This is a genomic window from Geobacillus thermopakistaniensis (assembly GCF_000498995.1).
GTDB lineage: Bacteria > Bacillota > Bacilli > Bacillales > Anoxybacillaceae > Geobacillus > Geobacillus thermoleovorans.
Map to the genome: position 1 here is coordinate 1 of NZ_AYSF01000038.1, position 17654 is coordinate 17654.

The following is a 17654-nucleotide window of genomic DNA, read 5'->3' on the forward strand; positions in this document are numbered from 1 at the left end:
GCGGTCAAAAATCATTGGTGCAGCTTTGCAGTGCTCTAGCTCTCAAGCAAAACACCTCTCTGAGTGCGGAAGGGCTCAATCAACGGTTTCATGAAAAAGCGGTGAGTTTCCTCAAAGCGGTGTTTGAAAAACTGCTCATTCATCAGACTCAGGAGGCCCGTCGCTTATGTCCAAGACATTCGCTGTTTCTCCGGATTCGCATTCTCGATTCCACGTCGTTTCAACTGCCTCCTGAAATCCAGGGGATTTACGAGGGATGTACGGGGCCTGGGGTGAAAATTCAGCTGGAATATGAATGGCTAGAAGGGAAGGTTCTCCATGTGGACGTCGAAGATGCCCGTCATCACGACGCCGCCTGCGGAGCGTCCCTTCTATCGACCATCCAAGAGGGAGACCTTTGTTTGAAAGACTTAGGCTATTTTTCGCTTGAGGGATTGCAAGCCATTCATGACGCCGGGGCCTTTTATATTTCACGGCTCAAACACAATGTAGGGATTTACCAAAAAGAAGGGGACCGATTTCGAAAATGGGAACCAGAGGATTTCCTTGCGGTGCTGCAACCGGGAGAAACCATGGAACTGGAACATGCGTATGTCAGTGGAAAGAAAGTTCATCAACCGCGGCTTATTGTGTATCGGCTGACAGAAGAACAGGAGCGACAGAAGGAAGGACAATGGAAACAGAAGGCGAAACAAAAAGGGGCCGCGTACGTGACGCGACGCCCCCACCCAATATATGTATATATCACCAATATTCCAGCGATTTATACCTCTTTGCACGAAATTCATACGCTGTATTCTCTTCGCTGGCAGATTGAGGTGGTATTTAAGACATGGAAATCCCTGTTTCACATTCATCGATTCAAACCGATGAAAGGGGCTCGCTTTCAGTGCCACCTGTATGGAACATTGATTGCCTTATTGATCAGCTCCACTGTCATGTTTAAAATGCGGGAATGGCTCTATCGAAAACAGAAAAAGGAATTGAGCGAATCCAATTCAGTTGAGAAACACACCGCAGAGCCATCCTAATCTCGTGGATCACCTCCTCTTTTAATGACAGCTATATAGTAGCTATATACATGCAACAAGAAGAGTTAACCTCTCCGTTATCCTGCACACCCTAAGCGTTGCAACACTTCCTTTACAGATCCTGCGGGCTCAATCTACAAGCTGAGCCACGGGGGGGAGGAAGTTAGTTGAAGGAGAAGGCAAATGTTCATTTTTCCATGAGCATGTATATAGTCAATGACAATGAGTTAAACCTGCTGGATGCCTAGTTAAGAAAGGTGGGTTCCGTGGTCATTGTGGAATCGCAAAGGGATGTGGAAACAAGTTGCGTTTTCAGCAGATCATCACCATTGATTATGATAGTATGAGAAAGTTGAACTCAAATGGCAATAAAACTCGTGAACTACCGTTCGAACCCTAGAAAGACGGATTGAAAGGAGAAGCGAAACACTCCTGCTTGCAAGGACGGCCACTGCCAACGCCAGCCACTCGCCCTTGCTTTTCGCCTTCCCTATTTTCCAATCCATAGATTATTTAACTATTGTTATCATAACAAAACTGAATTTACCAAATCAACTGCATTTTCCGCAATGGGACAGATTTTTTTCAATGTTCCCCCTTTTGCCAACAACGGCGACTCGATTCGCTTGTTTTATGAGACAAAGGCCAACAACATCGCAGCCGAATATACGTGGGACGCACCGGGCCGCCCGCTCCCCCTGATCAGCGAAAGATTGTGGAAGGTTTGGGCATGGACGAAAGCATTGACATTGAATGTCACAAGGAGGGAAGAGCGATGGCCAAAAAAGAGCTGTCATCGCTCGTTGTGCTGGTCAAAAAAATTACTAAAAAACCTTTGTGACGCGGTTAAGACGCGAAATGCCGGTTCAATACCGCCGGCTCACATCGACCGCATTGGCAAGCGGCGCTCCTGTTTCGATGCGGCGGAGCGTGTCTAAAACGCTATGGGCGGCGGCATCCGCTGATGTCAGCGCCGCGATATGAGGGGTAATGATGACATTCGGATGAACCCAAAGCGGCGAGTGCGGCGGCAGCGGCTCTTCTTCGAACACATCGAGCACCGCCAGGCGGACATTTCGGTTTTCCAAGGCGCCGATAAGCGCCGTCTCATCAACCGTCGCCCCACGCCCAACATTGATAAAGCCCGCGTTGTGCAAACAGGCAAAAAACGTCTCGTCAAAGAGATGATGCGTTTCCTCTGTCAGCGGAAGCGCAGCGATCACCCAATCAGCGCAAGCAAGCGCTTCCCCCGCCTCTTCATGGCGGCAAACAGCCGAAAACGGCGGCGTGTCTCGGCCGCTTCGCGATACGCCGATCGGCGAAACGCCGAACAGACGAAGCGTTTCCGCGATGCGCCGGCCGATCTCACCCGTCCCATAAATGACAATCCGCTGTTCACCAAGCCGTTTCGGAGCGAGCGGCTTCCACTGCCGCTGTTCTTGATACCATGCATACACGTCATGACATTGGGCGTCGCGCAATAAGTAGCTGAGGCAATATTCGGCGATCTGCTCGCCAAATGACCCGATCGTCCGCGTCAGCAACACGTTCTTCTTCCATTCCCGCTTCCACAAAAACGCGTCAACGCCCGCGCCGAGCGAATGCACCCAGCGCAAATTGGCGAGCGAAAACGGCCCGGCCGGACGAAAGCCGACGTACGCATCCGCCCAGGCGAAATCATTGGCCGTCAATTCTTCTTCCGCCACAAAGCGAAACGCTTTATCCGGCCGCTTGTCCGGGAGAAGGGCGGCAAGCTCGGCATAAAGCCTTCCCGTCACGAGAATGCGTTGGATGTTCATGGCATCACACCACCCCCAACCGCTCAAATCAACGTCCCTTCTTCACGCTCGGCCTTTTTATTCGTGATATAGCCAGCTGACACGACCAAAATCGTCACGCCGGCGGCAACCGCGTAGACGAACGGGCCATAAGAAAGGTGAAACCAATGCAGCACCCCTTCATCCCCCGCCATCATCTTTCCGGCCGTCCACGCCAAAATGCCGGAGCCAACGTACGCGATCCATCGATGTTGTTCCATCACCCGGACGATCGCTTTGGAGCCGAAAATCATAATCGGGATGCTGATGGCTACCCCGAGCGCCAGCATGCCAAGATGCCCTTCGGCCGCCCCGGCCACAGCAACAACGTTATCAAGGCTCATCACTGCATCGGCAATGATAATCGTCGCAATCGCCTTCAACAACCGGTCTGATGATTGTACGTTCGCTTCCTCTTCCCGTTCGACAAGCACTTTATAGGCGATCCATACAAGCAGCAATCCGCCAACGAAGTGAACGAACGGGATGTTCAGTAAAAAGACAATGATGGCTGCAAACAAGATGCGCAGCAACACCGCCCCCGCTGTTCCCCAAAAAATCGCTTTGTTTCGCTGGTCTTTCGGCAGCCGCCGCGTCGCCATCGCAATGACGACCGCATTATCCCCAGACAAAATGATATCAATCGCAATAATCTTCCATAACGCCAACAGCGCCGCGGCAGAAATTGTCAATGATATACCCACCCTTTCCCCTTTGTCTCTCTTCTTCATCATACTGCAAATTCGACTGGGGGACAACAATGGAATAGACTGTCAATGCTCTCGTCCTAACCAATTATGGGGAAGGCTCACTGCATCGTCCGAACTCCGTAGAAAAAGTTAGGGAAGCAAACCATCTTCACTGATGACTGCTTCCCTATCTCTAGCGGAAAAGGTCTATATAACTACCATTTTTTCAAACACCTATCCTTGAACGCTCTCACGCCTCTACGCCCACTATGCTTTGCCCTTCTTGAAAAAGCTGGTGATTCAAGGGGAAATGCTGTCCTCCAACAGTATTTCTCAAGTTGAAAAACCTTGCAACCCCACAACTTCCTGGCTCTTTCTCACTAGACTTCTAAGCTTTCGCTTCATCGCGGAGAAAGTGATGGTTTGCCCTTTCGCTCAACCACGCCGCCACCGCTTCAATGTCATCAGAAAAGACGCGGTCAGCTGTAATGGAGGAAACAATGCGGCGCGCCTTATGGTAAAACTGCCTCGTTGACGGGGCCATTCGCTCGATGCCGCGCGCTTCGACAGCCTGCAAAGCGCAAATGAGCTCAATCGCCAACACTTTTCGAGCGTTTTGCACGATCATGTACGCATGGCGGGCGGCGGTCGTTCCCATGCTGACATGGTCTTCCTGGTTGGCCGATGACGGAATCGAATCGACGCTGGCCGGATGGGCGAGCGTCTTGTTTTCCGACACGAGCGAAGCGGCGACATATTGCATAATCATCGCTCCCGACTGCAAGCCGGGCTGTGGGCTTAAAAACGGCGGCAAGCCTTCGCTAAGCTGCGGATTGACAAGCCGTTCGATGCGGCGTTCGCTGATGTTGGCCAGCTCCGCCACCGCGATTTTCAACAAATCCATGGCGATCGCAACGGGTTGGCCATGAAAGTTGCCGCCAGAGAGCGCCGTCCCGTCCGCAAAAATAAGCGGATTGTCCGTAGCAGCGTTCATTTCGATTTCAAGCGTTTCCTTCACATAACGAAGCGCCCTAAGCGACGCTCCGTGCACTTGCGGGAGGCAGCGGATGGAGTACGCATCTTGCACGCGCCGCTCCCCTTGCCTTGTTGTGAGTTGGCTGCCAGCTAAATAGCGGCGCAGCCGTTCCGCCACCTCCACCTGCTCCTGAAACCCGCGGGCTGCGTGGATGCGGGCGTCAAACGCGTCCACAATGCCATAAAGCGCCTCAATCGTCAGCGCCGCGATCCATTCACTGTCATACGCCAGTTGTTCCGCCTCTAAGTAAGCAAGGGCTCCGACGGCCGTCATCACCTGCGTGCCGTTAATAAGCGCCAGCCCTTCTTTTTCCTGAAGGGAAAGCGGTGAAATCCCCGCTTGTGAAAGCGCTTGGGCGGCAGGCATCCGCCGCCCTTGGTACATCGCCTCTCCCTCGCCGGCAAACGCCAGCGCCAAATGGGCGAGCGGCGCTAAATCGCCGCTGGCGCCGAGGGAACCTTGCTGCGGCACGATCGGATGGATACCGGTGTTCAAAAATGCGAGCAACTGCTCAATGACCGCCGGACGCACGCCGGAATACCCTTTCAACAACGCATTCGCCCGCAAAAGAAGCATCGCCCTCACGACATCTTCGGCAAATGGCTCGCCGACGGCACAAGCGTGCGAGCGAAGAAGATTGATTTGCAGCTGTTCAAGGTCGCTTCCTTCAATGCGCACATCGGCGAGTTTGCCAAAACCCGTATTCACGCCATAGATCGTCCGTCCATTGGAGATCGCTTGTTCCACTGCCGCGCGGCTTTTCTCGACAGCCCTCATGCTTTCCTCATCGGCCGCCACCCGCTCCCGTTCATAGACAACACGTCTTACCTCATCGATCGTCAATGTATGCCCGGTCAATACGATCATCATTTCATCTCCCTTCGTTTGTTTTCTCAATCGAACGCCTGGGCAAACAAAAAAGGAGGCGCCCTGCCATATGGCAGCGTTCGCCTCCTCATGACTTATTGCTCTAGGCACTGACCGTCTTATATATGATTGATTCCGAGCCCGGCCGCCTCGTGCTCGAGCCCGCGCACCGGAGCGCCGATCGTCCCGTACAACGCAACGGCGATCCATTCCCCTTCGTTCGGCTGTTCATATGGCATACCGCGCACCACGGCGAAACGAAGGCCAGCGGTTCTCAACAAATCTCCTAACTCTACCTGCCCTCTCGTCACGCCATGCACTGCCTCTAAAATCGCATGGTATAAGGCGTGCATCTCACGGTACAAGCCACCGTCAACCACTCCATGCCGTTTCGCCGCCGTCTCAATTGCCGCGACGATTTTTTGCGGCTCCATCGCCCCGACCCGCCCTTGACAATAGCGCCAAGCGAGCGCCTCGAGCTGGCCGAGGGCCGCTTCTTCCTCTCCCTCGTCAAGCATCGCCAGCAACAATGCCAGCCGGCCGATGCGCGCTTGTCGTGTTTCCATTGCTTCTACACACCTATTGGTCTTTTTTTCTATTGTATGATGACAATGAATGCGATGTCAATTATGAATTTCCATTTTTTAGTACATTAAAACATTAACAGGCTGAACGATCGCCCTTTATGCTTCTGGATGGAAAATAGTTAGAAACATCTGCCTCGTGGCGAGCTATGGGCGAATCCCTCTTCTCGTCTTAACATGATCAATCCCTGTTTCCATTTTTTTGATTATATGATATCATATAAATATCAAATCGACACTATTAGGGGGATAGGTATGAGAGAACAAAAAGCATGGCGCATGGATGGATTTATCGGCATCGGATGCATCGCCCTTTTCGTTATGGCTGGTTTTGTCAGCCTCATTCAAGTGCAGCTCTTATTGGCCGTTTTCTGCTTCGCCCTTGCCGCCCTCTTGGCGACCGGCATCACGATCGTCCAGCCGAATCAAGCGAAAGTGCTCACCTTTTTCGGCCGCTATTTCGGCACGATTCGCGACAGCGGGCTGTTTTTCACCGTGCCGCTCACCGTTCGAAAGAAAGTATCGCTGCGCGTGCGCAACTTCACGAGCAACAAGTTGAAAGTGAACGATGTTCAAGGCAATCCGATTGAAATTGCCGCCGTCGTCGTTTTCCGCGTCATTGATTCAGCCAAGGCTGTGTTCGATGTTGATGATTACGAACAATTCGTCGAGATTCAAAGCGAAGCCGCCATTCGCCATGTCGCGACAAAATATCCGTACGACACGTTTGAAGACGACAACGAGATTACGTTGCGCGGCAACGCCGATATTATTTCCGATGTTCTCGCCGCTGAGCTGCAGGAGCGATTGCGTGTCGCCGGAGTCGAGGTGATGGAAGCGCGCCTCACTCACTTGGCGTACTCCCCGGAAATTGCGAGCGCCATGCTCCAACGCCAACAAGCTGCTGCCATTTTGGTGGCGCGGAAAAAGATCGTCGAAGGGGCGGTTTCCATGGCACAAATGGCAATCGAACAGCTTGACAAAGAAAACATTTTAGAGTTAGATGATGAACGAAAAGCCGCAATGGTGAACAACTTAATGGTCGCGATCGTCTCCGAGCGCGCCACCCAGCCGGTGATCAATACCGGCAGTCTATATTAACGGTTGTGGAGTGCGATGGCAAAGAAAAAACAATTTCCCCTGCGCATTGACCATGAATTATATGCCGCGCTCGAACAATGGGCGCAGGACGAGTTTCGCAGCGTCAACGCCCAGATCGAGTTTTTGCTGCGGGAAGCCGCCAAGCGGGCCGGACGGCTCAGGAAAGGAAAAACGGATCAAAAAAGAAGCTAGCTGTCAACAGCTGGCTTCTTTGTTTTTCAGTCATGGGCATTTGTTACAGAAATATAATGATAGCAGAGCCTTTTTTGAAAGGGGGCGAACCGATGCCGCATTCGCTGCCGCCGCTTGCCTTTTGGCAGCTCATCACGCCGCCGTTTCGCGCTGAAACAGGTGTGCCGTCGTCACAGCTTCCCATCTACGCAGCAACGACGCCTGCACCTCCCCCGTTTTTGCCGTACCGTTCCATCCGCTACACATCTTCGTATCCATCGTACCAGCAGCTGCGAGCGATTATCACCACCGATCATTTATCCTTCGTGAGGAGATGACATTATGGCTTGGGAGACGCCGCGCGAAGATATGTGCGTATATACGCAAGGCGAAATTGACAAGTGGGTGTATTCCACTTGCGGCATTTGCTCGAACGGCTGCGGCTGCTACATCGCGGTCAAAGACAACCGCATCGTCGGCATTAAAGGCAATGTCCGCTACCCAGTCAACCGCGGTCGGCTCGGCCCGAAAGGAGAAAACCAATGGTGGGCGAACAACAGCCTTGACCGGCTGACCCGGCCGCTCATCCGCAACCGGAGCGGAACACTCGTACCGGCAAGCTGGAACGATGCCCTTTCGCTGCTGGTGGAAAAAACGAAAGAATTACTTTCCGCTCATGGCCCGGAGAGCATCGCGGTTTACCATAGCGGGCAGCTGTATTTAGAGGAATATTATACGATCGCGAAAATCACCCGCGCCGGTTTGCGCACCCACCACGTTGACGCCAATACAAGGCTATGCACGGCGACAGCCGAATGGTCGCTTATCCAAAGCTTCGGCGCCGACGGTCCTCCGGCCTGCCTTGACGATTTGGATGTTGCGGAAGTCATCGTATTTATCGGCCGGAACTCAAACGAGACGAATACCGTCCTCTGGGAGCGGGTACTCGATGCCCGGCGGAAGCGCGGCACCAAAATTGTGGAAATCGACCCGCGCCTTGACATCAGCCAAAAAATGGCTGACTTATCGCTCCGGCCGAAAAGCGGCACGAACGTCGCCGTCTTAAACGGGCTGATTCATTTGCTCATCGCCAACGGCTGGATCGACCGCGGCTACATCGAACGCTATACGGTTGGGTATGAGCAGCTCGAGCGAACGGCCGCCCGCTACACGCCCGAAGTGGTGGAACAAATTACCGGTGTGCCAGAACGCGATTTGCGAACGTGCGCCGAATGGATCGGCACGTCAAAAACAACCGTCACCGTACTGCTGCAAGGCGTCTATCAAAGCATGGACGCTACGGCCGCCGCCTCGCTCGTCAATTCGATGCACTTAATCATGGGCAAAATCGGCAAGCCGGGGTCGGGGCCGTTTCAGCACGCCGGGCAGCCGAGCTCGATGTCCAACCGCGAAGTCGGCGGCGCCGGCTTTTACCCCGGATACCGGAACGATGAAAACCCGAAACATTTGCAAGAAATCGCTGATTTATGGAATGTCGATGTCGAGACGCTGCCGGTCGGCCCGCAAACGCATGTCATGGAGATGCTTCGGCTGATCGAGGAAGGGCACATCCGCATGTTTTGGGTGATCGCCACCAATCCGGCCGTTTCGCTGCCGAACCGCAAGCGGGTGATCGAACTGCTCAAACAGGTGTTCCTTGTTGTCCAAGATCCGTTTTTCAACGAAACAGCCGAGTTCGCCGACCTCGTTCTCCCGGTCGCTTTATGGGGAGAAAAGGAAGGCACGATGACGAATTTGGAGCGGCGCGTCAACGTGCTTCGCAAGGCGGTCGACCCGCCGTTCGGCTTGCCGTCCGACTTGGAGCTGCTGATCGAATTTTCCCGGCGCATGGGGTTTCGCGACCGAAGCGGGCGTCCGCTCATCACCTACCGCACACCCGAGGAGGCATTTAACGAATGGCGCCTCGTCTCAAAAGGTCGTCCGTGCGACATGTCGGGCATGACCTATGAAAAAATCGAACGGCTTGGGGGCATTCAGTGGCCGTGCAACGAACAATATCCCGAAGGAAAAAAACGGCTGTACACCGACAACGTGTTTCCGACGGCTGTCGATGAGGCTGAGTCATACGGTCGCGACATGCGGACAGGACGGGCGCGGACGCGCGAAGAGTTCGCCGCCATCGGCGCCAACGGACGCGCCATTTTGTACGGGATCGACTGGTCGCCGCCGCTCGAATGGCCGGATCGGGAATACCCGTTTTGGCTGAATACCGGGCGCAACGTCTTCCATTGGCATACGCGGACGAAAACCGGGCGGGCTCCGCTTTTGCAGCTGTCGGCTCCGGAAGGGTATGCGGAAATTCATCCGGACGACGCCGCCCGCTTGCAGATCCAAATGGGCGACTGGGTGCGCGTCTCAAGCCGCCGCGGTGAAGTGATCGTTCGCGCTCGCCTCACCGACTCCGTGCTGCCGGGCATGGTGTTTCTTCCGTTTCACTACGGATCACTGCTTGAGCAGGAAGCGGCAAACGAGCTGACACTCGATACGTGGGATCAAGTGTCAAAACAGCCGCATTTTAAAAACGGCGTTTGCAAAGTCGAAAAATGGTTAGGGAGAGAACAGGATCGCGATGAATGAACAATGGGACAATCGAAAAGAGATAAGCGGTCTGCTCAGCGACATTCAAGCGGCCAATGAAACGATCCAGCAACAGCTGCGCCCATACGTGCAAGAACATCGGTATACCTATCCGCTTTTTCAACGGCTCGCCGCATTGGCCGAAGAACTCAGCGAACACGTCTCCACCCTTCTTAGCGGACCGCTTGAACGAAACGAAGCAAAATATCATCTAAGCGTGCTGTTTCGCACGGCCGAAGCCATGGCAGAAACGAACGAGATGCTCAAAGCGGTCGGTCGGTTCCACCCGAGCGTGCCGCTTCAAGCGCTCACGTACGCGCTGATGCGGCTCGTGCCGACGGTGGCTGCCGCTTACGGCCATTATGAAAGTTTATTGATCGTCACGCCGCGTTTTCAACAGCTTAGCCGCCTTTGGCGCCATGCGGAAGGAGGATAAGCATGGAAAGCTACTATGCCGCGCTCAATGCCATGGCCGCCGCGCCGAACGATGGTGTATTCGCCATCACGATTGACGTGGAAGGCTCGGCCTACCAAAAGGAAGGAACATGGATGTGGATCGGAGCAGACGGAAAGACAACCGGCTTATTAAGCGGCGGATGCCTCGAAGAAGCGGTGGCTGCGCATGCGATCGAAGTGCTGTCAAGCCGGCAGGCGGCGGCCCTATCGTTTGACTTGCGCACAGAAGATGACGGAGGGTGGGGGCAAGGAAGCGGATGCGACGGCGTCATCCATGTTTGGCTTGAGCCGGTCACAAACGAGACGAAACCGGATTGGCTTACGTTGAAACAGCGCCTTGACCGCGGCGAACATGTGCTGATGGCGCGAAGCATCGCTCATCCTAAGGAACCGCCGTTTTTCCAAAGCGAAACAGGGGAACGCTTCGGCGGCTATGTTTCACCGCCGAGGCCGGAATGGCTCAACGCGCTGCATGGCACCCCGTTTTTCCGCGGCCGGAACGGGGTGCAGGAAACAGATGACGGCGCGTTTTACATCCAACATTTTTGGCCAAAGCCGCGCCTCGTCATTTTCGGCGCCGGTCCGGACGCCCCGCCGCTCGTCGCGGCGGCCAAAGCGGCGGGATTTTCCGTTACCGTGAGTGATTGGCGCCCAGCGTTTTGCCACCCATCCCATGTTCCGGACGCCGACGCCTTCGTCATGGGCTTTCCGCATGAAACTGTTCCGCGGCTTCGCCTAAACGAGCGCGACTTTGTCGTCATCACGACCCATCAGTTTGAACGCGACCGCGAACTCGTTTCCTTGTTAGCCGACATGCCGCTCGCTTATCTGGGCGTGCTCGGTCCGCGGCGGCGCACGGACCGCCTCTTTCCTTCCGGCTCGACGCCTCCATTTGTCCGTTCGCCGGCAGGGCTTTCCATCGGCGCACGCGGTCCGTATGAGATCGCCGTTAGCATCACCGCCGAATTGATCAGCGTCCTTCGCGGGCGATCAACGGAGAGAGTATCATGAATGGCCCAACCATCGCTGTCATTTATTTGGCGGCTGGAGAAAGCCGGCGGATGGGAACGGATAAACGCGCTTTGCCTTGGGGAGAAAGCACGCTGGGGGCCGCCAGCCTTAAAGCGGCGCTTCGTTCCCGCCTTTCGCCCGTCATCGTCGTCGTTCCTCCGGACGATGCGCTCGCGTGGCTTCCAGACGAGCTTCGGAATCATGAAAACTGCCGCTTCACCCGTTGCGCTGACCATTGCCGTGGGCAGGCGCATTCGCTTGCCTGCGGCTTGCGGGAATCGCTCGCTAGCGGGGCGGACGCCGCTGTCGTATTGTTGGCGGACCAACCATTTGTCACTGCGGACGTAATCAATGCGCTTACCGACCTTTACCGCCGCCACCGTCCTGATTACGTCGCCTTCACCCGCTTCGGCACGCCGATGCCCCCAGTCATTTTTGGGAAACAAACGTTCCCTGCCTTGCTTGCTCTAAGGGGCGATGCCGGGGGGCGCACACTGTTTCACCATCCGCGTTGGCGCGGTCTCTTGTATGAAGGCGATGAGACGATCGGCATCGACATTGACACGATAGACGATTATAAGCGTGCCGTCATGGATCGAGAAGAAAAGGAGGGACGCCACCGTGGCCATCGGTAAAAGCATCATCCGCAAAGAAGCGTGGGATAAAGTGACCGGCCGGGCGAAATATACGAACGATTTCAAAGAACAGGGGATGCTTCATGCCGCTCTAGTAACAAGCCCATACGCCCATGCGCGCATCCTCTCGCTGGATGCACGCCGCGCGCTCGCCGTCCACGGCGTCCATGCTGTTGTGACCGGCGAAGGGCTTCCGCTCACCGGTGAAGACATGCGCGATCGTCCGCCGATCGCCGTCGACAAAGTGCGCTACTATGGCGAAGTCGTCGCCGTCGTCGTAGCCGATACGCTCGCGCAAGCCGAACAAGCGGCCCGCCTCGTCCGCGTCGTTTACGAACCGCTTCCAGCCGTCGGCTCGCCGCGCGAGGCGTTGAAAGAAGGCGCTCCATTATTGCATGAACATCTCGACCGCTATGAAAAAAACAAAACGACTCATCCTGAGCCAGGGACAAACGTCGCCCACCGGACGAAAATCAGAAAAGGCAACATTGAACAAGGGTTTGCTGAAAGCGACGTCATCGTCGAAACAAGCGTATCGTTCGCCCCTTCCGATCATATCGCGATGGAAACACGCTGCGCCACGGCAGAAATTTGGCCGGACGGCACGATCCATATTTCCGCCTCCTCACAGTCACCGTTTATGATCAAGAAGTTGCTTCATACGTATTTTGGCGAAGAAACCGGCAAAGTCATCGTCCATACGCCGCTTGTCGGCGGCGCCTACGGAGGAAAAGCGCCCGTCCAGCTTGAGTTGCTTGCCTACCTTGCCTCCAAAGCGGTCGGCGGCCGAAAAGTGAGCGTCTGGAACAGCCGCGAGCATGACATGGTCACTTCGCCCGTCCATATCGGTTTGGAGGCAACCGTCAAAATCGGCGCGACAAAAGAGGGCTTGCTCAAGGCCATGGAAATCTTATTTCTATTTGACGGCGGGGCTTATTCCGACAAGGCGATCGATGTCAGCCGCGCCGCAGCCGTCGATTGCACCGGCCCGTACCATGTCGAAAACGTCTTTTGTGATTCATTGTGCGTCTATACGAATCGCCCGTACGCGACGCCGTTTCGCAGTTTTGGCCATTGCGAACAGGCATTTGCCGTCGAGCGGGCCATCGATGAATTGGCACGAACGCTTCAACTTGACCCATGGGACGTGCGGCGCAAAAATGCCATCCGCCCGGGGCATACGACCCCGACGCAAGTGCGGCTCACAAAAAGCAACGTCGGCAACATATCAGCCTGCCTCGACCGGTTGCGCGAGCTGATGCGCTGGGACGAGTGGCAGCGCGTCGAAGTGGACGCTTATACGGTAAGAGCAAAGGGAATCAGCAGCGGCTGGAAAACATCGACGATCGACACAGATGCTAGCTCGGGCGTCATCTTAACGTTCAACTCCGACGGCAGTGTCAACGTCATCTCCGGCGTCGTCGAAATCGGAACCGGAACGAAAACGGTGCTCGCGCAAATCGTTGCTGAACGGCTGAAGATGGACGTCGATTGTGTCCATGTCAAAATGGATATTGATACGCAAACGACGCCGGAACATTGGAAAACAGTCGCCAGCCGCGGGACGTTTATGGCCGGACGTGCGGCGCTTGCCGCTGCCGACGACGCCATCCGTCAGTTAAAAGACATCGCCGCCTGCGTCTTGCGGGCCTCGCCGGACGATTTGGAAGTCGGATTCGGGCGCGTCTTTTTGCGCGATGACCCGGCCATCTTTCTTCTGATCAAAGACATCGCCTATGGCTACAAGTTTCCGAACGGCAACGCCATCGGCGGGCAAGTGATCGGGCGCGGCCACTACATTTTGCGCCACTTGACCCCGCTTGATCCGGAGACCGGCGCCGGCAAACCGGGACCGGAATGGGGCGTATGCGCCGAGGGAGTGGAAATTGAGTTCAACCGCCGCGACTACACGTATCGCATTGTCAAAGCGTATGCGGTCATTGATGCCGGCAAAGTGCTCAACCCAAAGGCAGCGCTTGGCCAAGCGATGGGGGCGATGAGCATGGGGCTAAGCTTTGCCAGCCGCGAAGGGTTTCTTTTTGACAACGAACAGCGCGTGTTAAACCCACAGTTGCGCACATACCGGCCGATTCGCTTCGGCGAACATCCAGAGTACATCGTTGAGTTTGTCGAAACGCCGCAAATCGATGCCCCATACGGCGCTCGCGGCATCGGCGAACATGGCTTGATCGGCATGCCCGCCGCCTTGGCAAACGCCTTGTCTCTCGCTGCCGGCGTGCCGCTCAATGAACTGCCGCTTGTGCCTGAACTCATTTGGCGGACACAGAAAGGGGACTCCTATGGTTCCGTTTGACTTTGCCTACTACCGGCCGCAGTCGATCGCCGAAGCGACAGCGCTGTTTGCGGCGCTCGAGCGGGATGGAAAACGACCGCTCTACTACGGCGGCGGCACGGAAATCATCACGTTGTCTCGGTTGAACCTTGTCCGCACCGCGGCCGTCATTGACATAAAAGCGATCCCTGAATGTCGGTCGCTTGATGTCGACAATGGTTCTCTCGTGCTCGGAGCGGCGCTCTCCCTCGGCGAGCTCGAAGAAGCAAATCCGTTCCCGTTATTGACAAAAGCGGCGCGAGAAGTCGCCGACCGGACAGCGCGCAACCAAATTACGCTCGGCGGCAACATCTGCGGACAAATTTTTTACCGTGAGACCGCACTGCCGCTATTCGTCGCCGAGGCGGATGTCATCATCGCCGGACCATACGGCATCAGGCAATGCCGCTTCCTTGACTTGTTTCATCAACAGCTGCAGCTTGGCCGCGGTGAATTTGTCGTCCAGTTCAAGGTTGACCGTGCCACCGCCACCCTGCCCCATTTCCACCGCAAGCGCCGCAAGCAAGGGGAAGTCGGCTACCCGCTTGTGACGATTGCAGCGCTGAAAAAAGACGGGACGGTTCGCGTTGCCCTAAGCGGCATCTGCCCGTTTCCGTTTCGCTCGGCTGACGTTGAGGCGCACCTCAACGACCGGAACCGCCCAGTTGGTGAACGAATCCAAGCAGCGGTTGACGCCTTCCCGCGCCCGATTTTGCACGATATTGAAGGCTCAGCAGACTACCGGCTGTTCGTGGCCGCCCAGCTGCTTGAAGATATGCTTCGTGAGCTCGGAGACGGAGAAACCGTCTAAACAGGAGGTGAGCATGCGGACATGGAGGAAACGACAAAGCGGGAGCTTGTGCTGCACGTTAATGGAGAACGAAGATCGATCGTCACTCGCCAAGCCGAAACGCTGCTGTTTGTTTTGCGCGATGGGCTGGGGCTGACCGGGGCCAAGCCAGGCTGTTTGAACGGCGACTGCGGCGCCTGCACCGTCTTAGTCGACGGCACGCCAATCAAATCGTGCATGATGCTCGCGATTGAGACAGTCGGCAAAGAAATCACCACGATCGAAGGGCTTGATGATGCCCCCATTCAGCACGCCTTCGTCCGCCACTTCGCCTTTCAGTGCGGCTATTGCACTCCTGGGTTCATTATGAACGCCCACGCGCTCATCGAGCGGCACCCAAACGCCGATGAGGCGACGATTCAAGAATGGCTGGAGTCGAATATTTGCCGCTGCACAAGCTATCAAGAAATTGAAGCGGCGGTCAAAGAAGTGCTCGAAGCCAAAAAAGCAAAACCAACAGATCCTTGACGAGCAATGGATATCCCGCACCCAATCGGGATATTCTTTTTTGATGCGGTATACATCTCATCGAAAAGGCCGGTGATTTACTAGGGCAACAGCTTCCCGGAATCGCTTCTCAAGTAGAAAATCCTTGTAGCATCAGCCCCTATTTTCACACGTTCACCCATCGATCAAGGAAAACAGCGGTTTTTCACCGGCCTTCTAAATAGCTATTGACAAAAATATAACGTTAACGTTAATGTTATGTTTGTAAAACAGATCGTTCACTGTGATCACGGGAAAGCGAGGGGCCCCGAATGGAGCGATTCAAAATCGATGACGTCGCCAAAGCAACCGGCCTAACAAAACGGACGATTCGCTATTATGAGGAGATTGGCTTGATCAAGCCGCCGGCGCGCAGCGAAGGCGGCACACGCCTTTATACAGCTGAGGACATCGAACGGCTGAAAAACATCGTTGCCGCGCGCGAAGTGCTCGGCTTTTCGCTGCAGGAGCTGCAGCATTTTTTGGCGCTGAAAGAAACGATGGAGACGCATCGGGCGGAATATCGACATGAGGCCGCTGGGAGCGAAAAACGGCGTGAACTGGAACAAATCAGCGCTGGATTGCGTCGGCAAATCGCCATGCTGGAAGAGAAAATGAAGAAGATGGCCATGCTGAAGCAAGAGCTGGAACAAATGGCAGAGCGGGTAGACGCCCTCTTGCAAGAAAGGAGAGAAGAATAGTGGAGGAAGGGAGAAAAACAAAGGCGCGATGGATTACCGTCGCCGCCGCCTTTTTAGCGTTTATGGGCATCGGGATCGTCGACCCGATTTTGCCGGTCATCGCCGAAAGCATCGGCGCCACCCATTGGCAAGTCGAAATGTTGTTTACCGCCTACATTTTGACGATGGCGGTCATGATGATCCCGGTCGGTCTTGTTGTCAACCGTATCGGCGATAAACAAATGATGGTGATCGGGCTTGGCCTCGTTACGATTTTTTCGTTGTTGTGCGGCTTTGCTTCTACTATCCCGCAGCTGTCGCTCTTTCGCGCCGGCTGGGGATTGGGCAATGCGACGTTTTTCGCCACAGCCATGACGTTGTTGATCGCGTTGACGCCGCAGGCAAGCACCGCGGTCGGCCTGTATGAAGCGGCGATCGGCCTCGGCATGGCCGGCGGTCCGCTCGTCGGCGGACTGCTTGGCCAACATTCATGGCGCTATCCGTTTATCGGCACGAGCGTCTTGATTTTCATTGCCTTTTTACTCGTCACCTTTTTCGTCTATGATCCGAACAAAGGAAAGCCGAAAAAAGCGGTCGGCCTGCAAGAAATGCGGCGGTTGCTTTCGTTCCCGCCATTTTTAAAAGGGGCGGTCGGCGGCATGCTTTACTATTACGGCTTTTTCGTCGTATTGGCGTATTCGCCTTTGATCATTGGACTGTCGGCCATCCAAATCGGCCTCGTTTTCTTCGGCTGGGGGCTCTGCCTTGCTTATGGCTCAGCGGTGCTCGCCCATCAGCTTGAGAAACAATATGAACCAAGGGAAATTTTGCCATACGGTTTGCTGATGTTCGCAGCCTTATTGCTGCTTCTTGTAGTCGCCAAGCCGACATGGCTTATGGTAACGCTCATCATTTTGTCTGGGCTCGTCTCCGGACTCAACAACGCTTTGTTTACAAGCTATGTGATGGAAACATCGCCATATGAGCGGGGAGTGACGTCCGGCACGTACAACTTCGTCCGCTGGCTCGGAGCGGCCATCGCTCCGGTGCTGTCCGGCATCATCGGCCACACCATTTCCTCAAAAGCACCGTTTATGGTCGCCATGGCGCTGGCGCTCATCGCCTTTCTGTTCCTTTCCTGGCGCAAGCGCAAGACTTCGGCACCCAAAACGGCATAGCCGTAAAAAAAACAGGCGATCACAATCATTTCGCGTCTAAAATCAGAAAACGCCCGTTCCAGACGGGAACGGGCGTTGTTCACAATTCGCTTCCCGGCCGCAGCCATTTTGTCATCGTGTTCGCGGCGGCGA

General features: G+C 55.1%; 16 protein-coding genes and 1 pseudogene. 13 read left to right on the plus strand and 4 right to left on the minus strand.

Annotated features, from left to right (window positions below):
• Window positions 1-992, plus strand: a pseudogene (locus tag T260_RS131810) (IS4-like element ISGka3 family transposase); the annotation flags it as partial.
• A 905-nt stretch (window positions 993-1897) separates the two neighbouring features.
• Here the strand turns inward: T260_RS131810 and T260_RS131805 are convergent.
• The 4 genes from T260_RS131805 to hutP form a co-directional block, all read right to left on the minus strand.
• Window positions 1898-2830 carry a D-2-hydroxyacid dehydrogenase gene (locus tag T260_RS131805; protein WP_031212542.1) on the minus strand — a complete coding sequence of 311 codons (933 nt, stop codon included), beginning with the start codon at window positions 2828-2830 and terminating at the stop codon, window positions 1898-1900.
• Window positions 2831-2853: 23 nt separating this feature from the next.
• Window positions 2854-3582 carry a TerC family protein gene (locus T260_RS131800; RefSeq protein ID WP_171011207.1) on the minus strand — a complete coding sequence of 243 codons (729 nt, stop codon included), beginning with the start codon at window positions 3580-3582 and terminating at the stop codon, window positions 2854-2856.
• 343 nt (window positions 3583-3925) lie between these two features.
• Window positions 3926-5440, minus strand: coding sequence for a histidine ammonia-lyase (hutH, locus tag T260_RS131795; RefSeq protein ID WP_011229889.1), 1515 nt, complete (start codon window positions 5438-5440; stop codon window positions 3926-3928).
• 119 nt (window positions 5441-5559) lie between these two features.
• Window positions 5560-6006, minus strand: coding sequence for a histidine utilization transcription antiterminator HutP (gene hutP / locus T260_RS131790; RefSeq protein ID WP_014194867.1), 447 nt, complete (start codon window positions 6004-6006; stop codon window positions 5560-5562).
• Between the two features lie 273 nt (window positions 6007-6279).
• Here hutP and T260_RS131785 point away from each other — a divergent pair, with 273 nt between their 5' ends.
• The 12 genes from T260_RS131785 (at window position 6280) to T260_RS131735 (ending at window position 17522) form a co-directional block, all read left to right on the plus strand.
• Complete coding sequence (locus tag T260_RS131785) at window positions 6280-7125, plus strand: SPFH domain-containing protein (protein ID WP_023633772.1); 846 nt, start codon at window positions 6280-6282, stop codon at window positions 7123-7125.
• A gap of 15 nt (window positions 7126-7140) precedes the next feature.
• Window positions 7141-7317, plus strand: a complete 177-nt coding sequence (locus T260_RS1000000138690; RefSeq protein WP_023633773.1) for a type II toxin-antitoxin system antitoxin — start codon at window positions 7141-7143, stop codon at window positions 7315-7317.
• Window positions 7318-7409: 92 nt separating this feature from the next.
• Window positions 7410-7634: a hypothetical protein gene (locus T260_RS131780; RefSeq protein ID WP_014194863.1), complete on the plus strand. Its 225-nt coding sequence runs from the start codon at window positions 7410-7412 to the stop codon at window positions 7632-7634.
• Between the two features lie 4 nt (window positions 7635-7638).
• Window positions 7639-9894, plus strand: coding sequence for a molybdopterin oxidoreductase family protein (locus T260_RS131775; protein ID WP_023633774.1), 2256 nt, complete (start codon window positions 7639-7641; stop codon window positions 9892-9894).
• On the plus strand, window positions 9887-10330 hold the full coding sequence (locus T260_RS131770) for a hypothetical protein (protein WP_014194861.1): 444 nt from the start codon (window positions 9887-9889) through the stop codon (window positions 10328-10330). Before T260_RS131775 ends, T260_RS131770 begins: the two co-directional genes overlap by 8 nt.
• A gap of 2 nt (window positions 10331-10332) precedes the next feature.
• A complete protein-coding gene (locus T260_RS131765; protein ID WP_014194860.1) occupies window positions 10333-11361 on the plus strand; it encodes an XdhC family protein in 1029 nt (342 codons plus the stop codon).
• Window positions 11358-11996 (plus strand): xanthine dehydrogenase accessory protein PucB, encoded by a 639-nt coding sequence (gene pucB, locus T260_RS131760; RefSeq protein WP_023633775.1) that lies wholly within the window; start codon window positions 11358-11360, stop codon window positions 11994-11996. Before T260_RS131765 ends, pucB begins: the two co-directional genes overlap by 4 nt.
• The gene (locus T260_RS131755; RefSeq protein WP_023633776.1) at window positions 11983-14310 is read left to right on the plus strand and encodes a xanthine dehydrogenase family protein molybdopterin-binding subunit; all 2328 of its coding nucleotides are present in this window, start codon (window positions 11983-11985) and stop codon (window positions 14308-14310) included. Before pucB ends, T260_RS131755 begins: the two co-directional genes overlap by 14 nt.
• The gene (locus tag T260_RS131750) at window positions 14297-15139 is read left to right on the plus strand and encodes an FAD binding domain-containing protein (protein WP_023633777.1); all 843 of its coding nucleotides are present in this window, start codon (window positions 14297-14299) and stop codon (window positions 15137-15139) included. The genes T260_RS131755 and T260_RS131750 overlap by 14 nt, the downstream gene beginning before the upstream one ends.
• Window positions 15140-15160: 21 nt before the next feature.
• Entirely contained in the window at window positions 15161-15646 is a 486-nt protein-coding gene (locus T260_RS131745) for a (2Fe-2S)-binding protein (protein WP_023633778.1), read from the plus strand.
• Window positions 15647-15936: 290 nt separating this feature from the next.
• Entirely contained in the window at window positions 15937-16365 is a 429-nt protein-coding gene (locus T260_RS131740) for a MerR family transcriptional regulator (RefSeq protein WP_013144239.1), read from the plus strand.
• The gene (locus T260_RS131735; RefSeq protein ID WP_015373900.1) at window positions 16365-17522 is read left to right on the plus strand and encodes an MFS transporter; all 1158 of its coding nucleotides are present in this window, start codon (window positions 16365-16367) and stop codon (window positions 17520-17522) included. The genes T260_RS131740 and T260_RS131735 overlap by 1 nt, the downstream gene beginning before the upstream one ends.
• The last annotated feature ends 132 nt before the right edge of the window (window positions 17523-17654 follow it).

What these genes read in the sequence shown, in the direction of transcription:
- T260_RS131785 (WP_023633772.1), top strand. Translation starts at nt 6,280, where the DNA reads ATGAGAGAACAAAAAGCATGGCGCATGGATGGATTTATCGGCATCGGA.
- T260_RS131805 (WP_031212542.1), bottom strand. Translation starts at nt 2,830, where the DNA reads ATGAACATCCAACGCATTCTCGTGACGGGAAGGCTTTATGCCGAGCTT.
- hutH (WP_011229889.1), bottom strand. Translation starts at nt 5,440, where the DNA reads ATGATCGTATTGACCGGGCATACATTGACGATCGATGAGGTAAGACGT.
- hutP (WP_014194867.1), bottom strand. Translation starts at nt 6,006, where the DNA reads ATGGAAACACGACAAGCGCGCATCGGCCGGCTGGCATTGTTGCTGGCG.
- T260_RS131750 (WP_023633777.1), top strand. Translation starts at nt 14,297, where the DNA reads ATGGTTCCGTTTGACTTTGCCTACTACCGGCCGCAGTCGATCGCCGAA.
- T260_RS131765 (WP_014194860.1), top strand. Translation starts at nt 10,333, where the DNA reads ATGGAAAGCTACTATGCCGCGCTCAATGCCATGGCCGCCGCGCCGAAC.
- T260_RS131770 (WP_014194861.1), top strand. Translation starts at nt 9,887, where the DNA reads ATGAATGAACAATGGGACAATCGAAAAGAGATAAGCGGTCTGCTCAGC.
- T260_RS1000000138690 (WP_023633773.1), top strand. Translation starts at nt 7,141, where the DNA reads ATGGCAAAGAAAAAACAATTTCCCCTGCGCATTGACCATGAATTATAT.
- T260_RS131745 (WP_023633778.1), top strand. Translation starts at nt 15,161, where the DNA reads ATGGAGGAAACGACAAAGCGGGAGCTTGTGCTGCACGTTAATGGAGAA.
- T260_RS131800 (WP_171011207.1), bottom strand. Translation starts at nt 3,582, where the DNA reads ATGATGAAGAAGAGAGACAAAGGGGAAAGGGTGGGTATATCATTGACA.
- T260_RS131780 (WP_014194863.1), top strand. Translation starts at nt 7,410, where the DNA reads ATGCCGCATTCGCTGCCGCCGCTTGCCTTTTGGCAGCTCATCACGCCG.
- pucB (WP_023633775.1), top strand. Translation starts at nt 11,358, where the DNA reads ATGAATGGCCCAACCATCGCTGTCATTTATTTGGCGGCTGGAGAAAGC.
- T260_RS131740 (WP_013144239.1), top strand. Translation starts at nt 15,937, where the DNA reads ATGGAGCGATTCAAAATCGATGACGTCGCCAAAGCAACCGGCCTAACA.
- T260_RS131775 (WP_023633774.1), top strand. Translation starts at nt 7,639, where the DNA reads ATGGCTTGGGAGACGCCGCGCGAAGATATGTGCGTATATACGCAAGGC.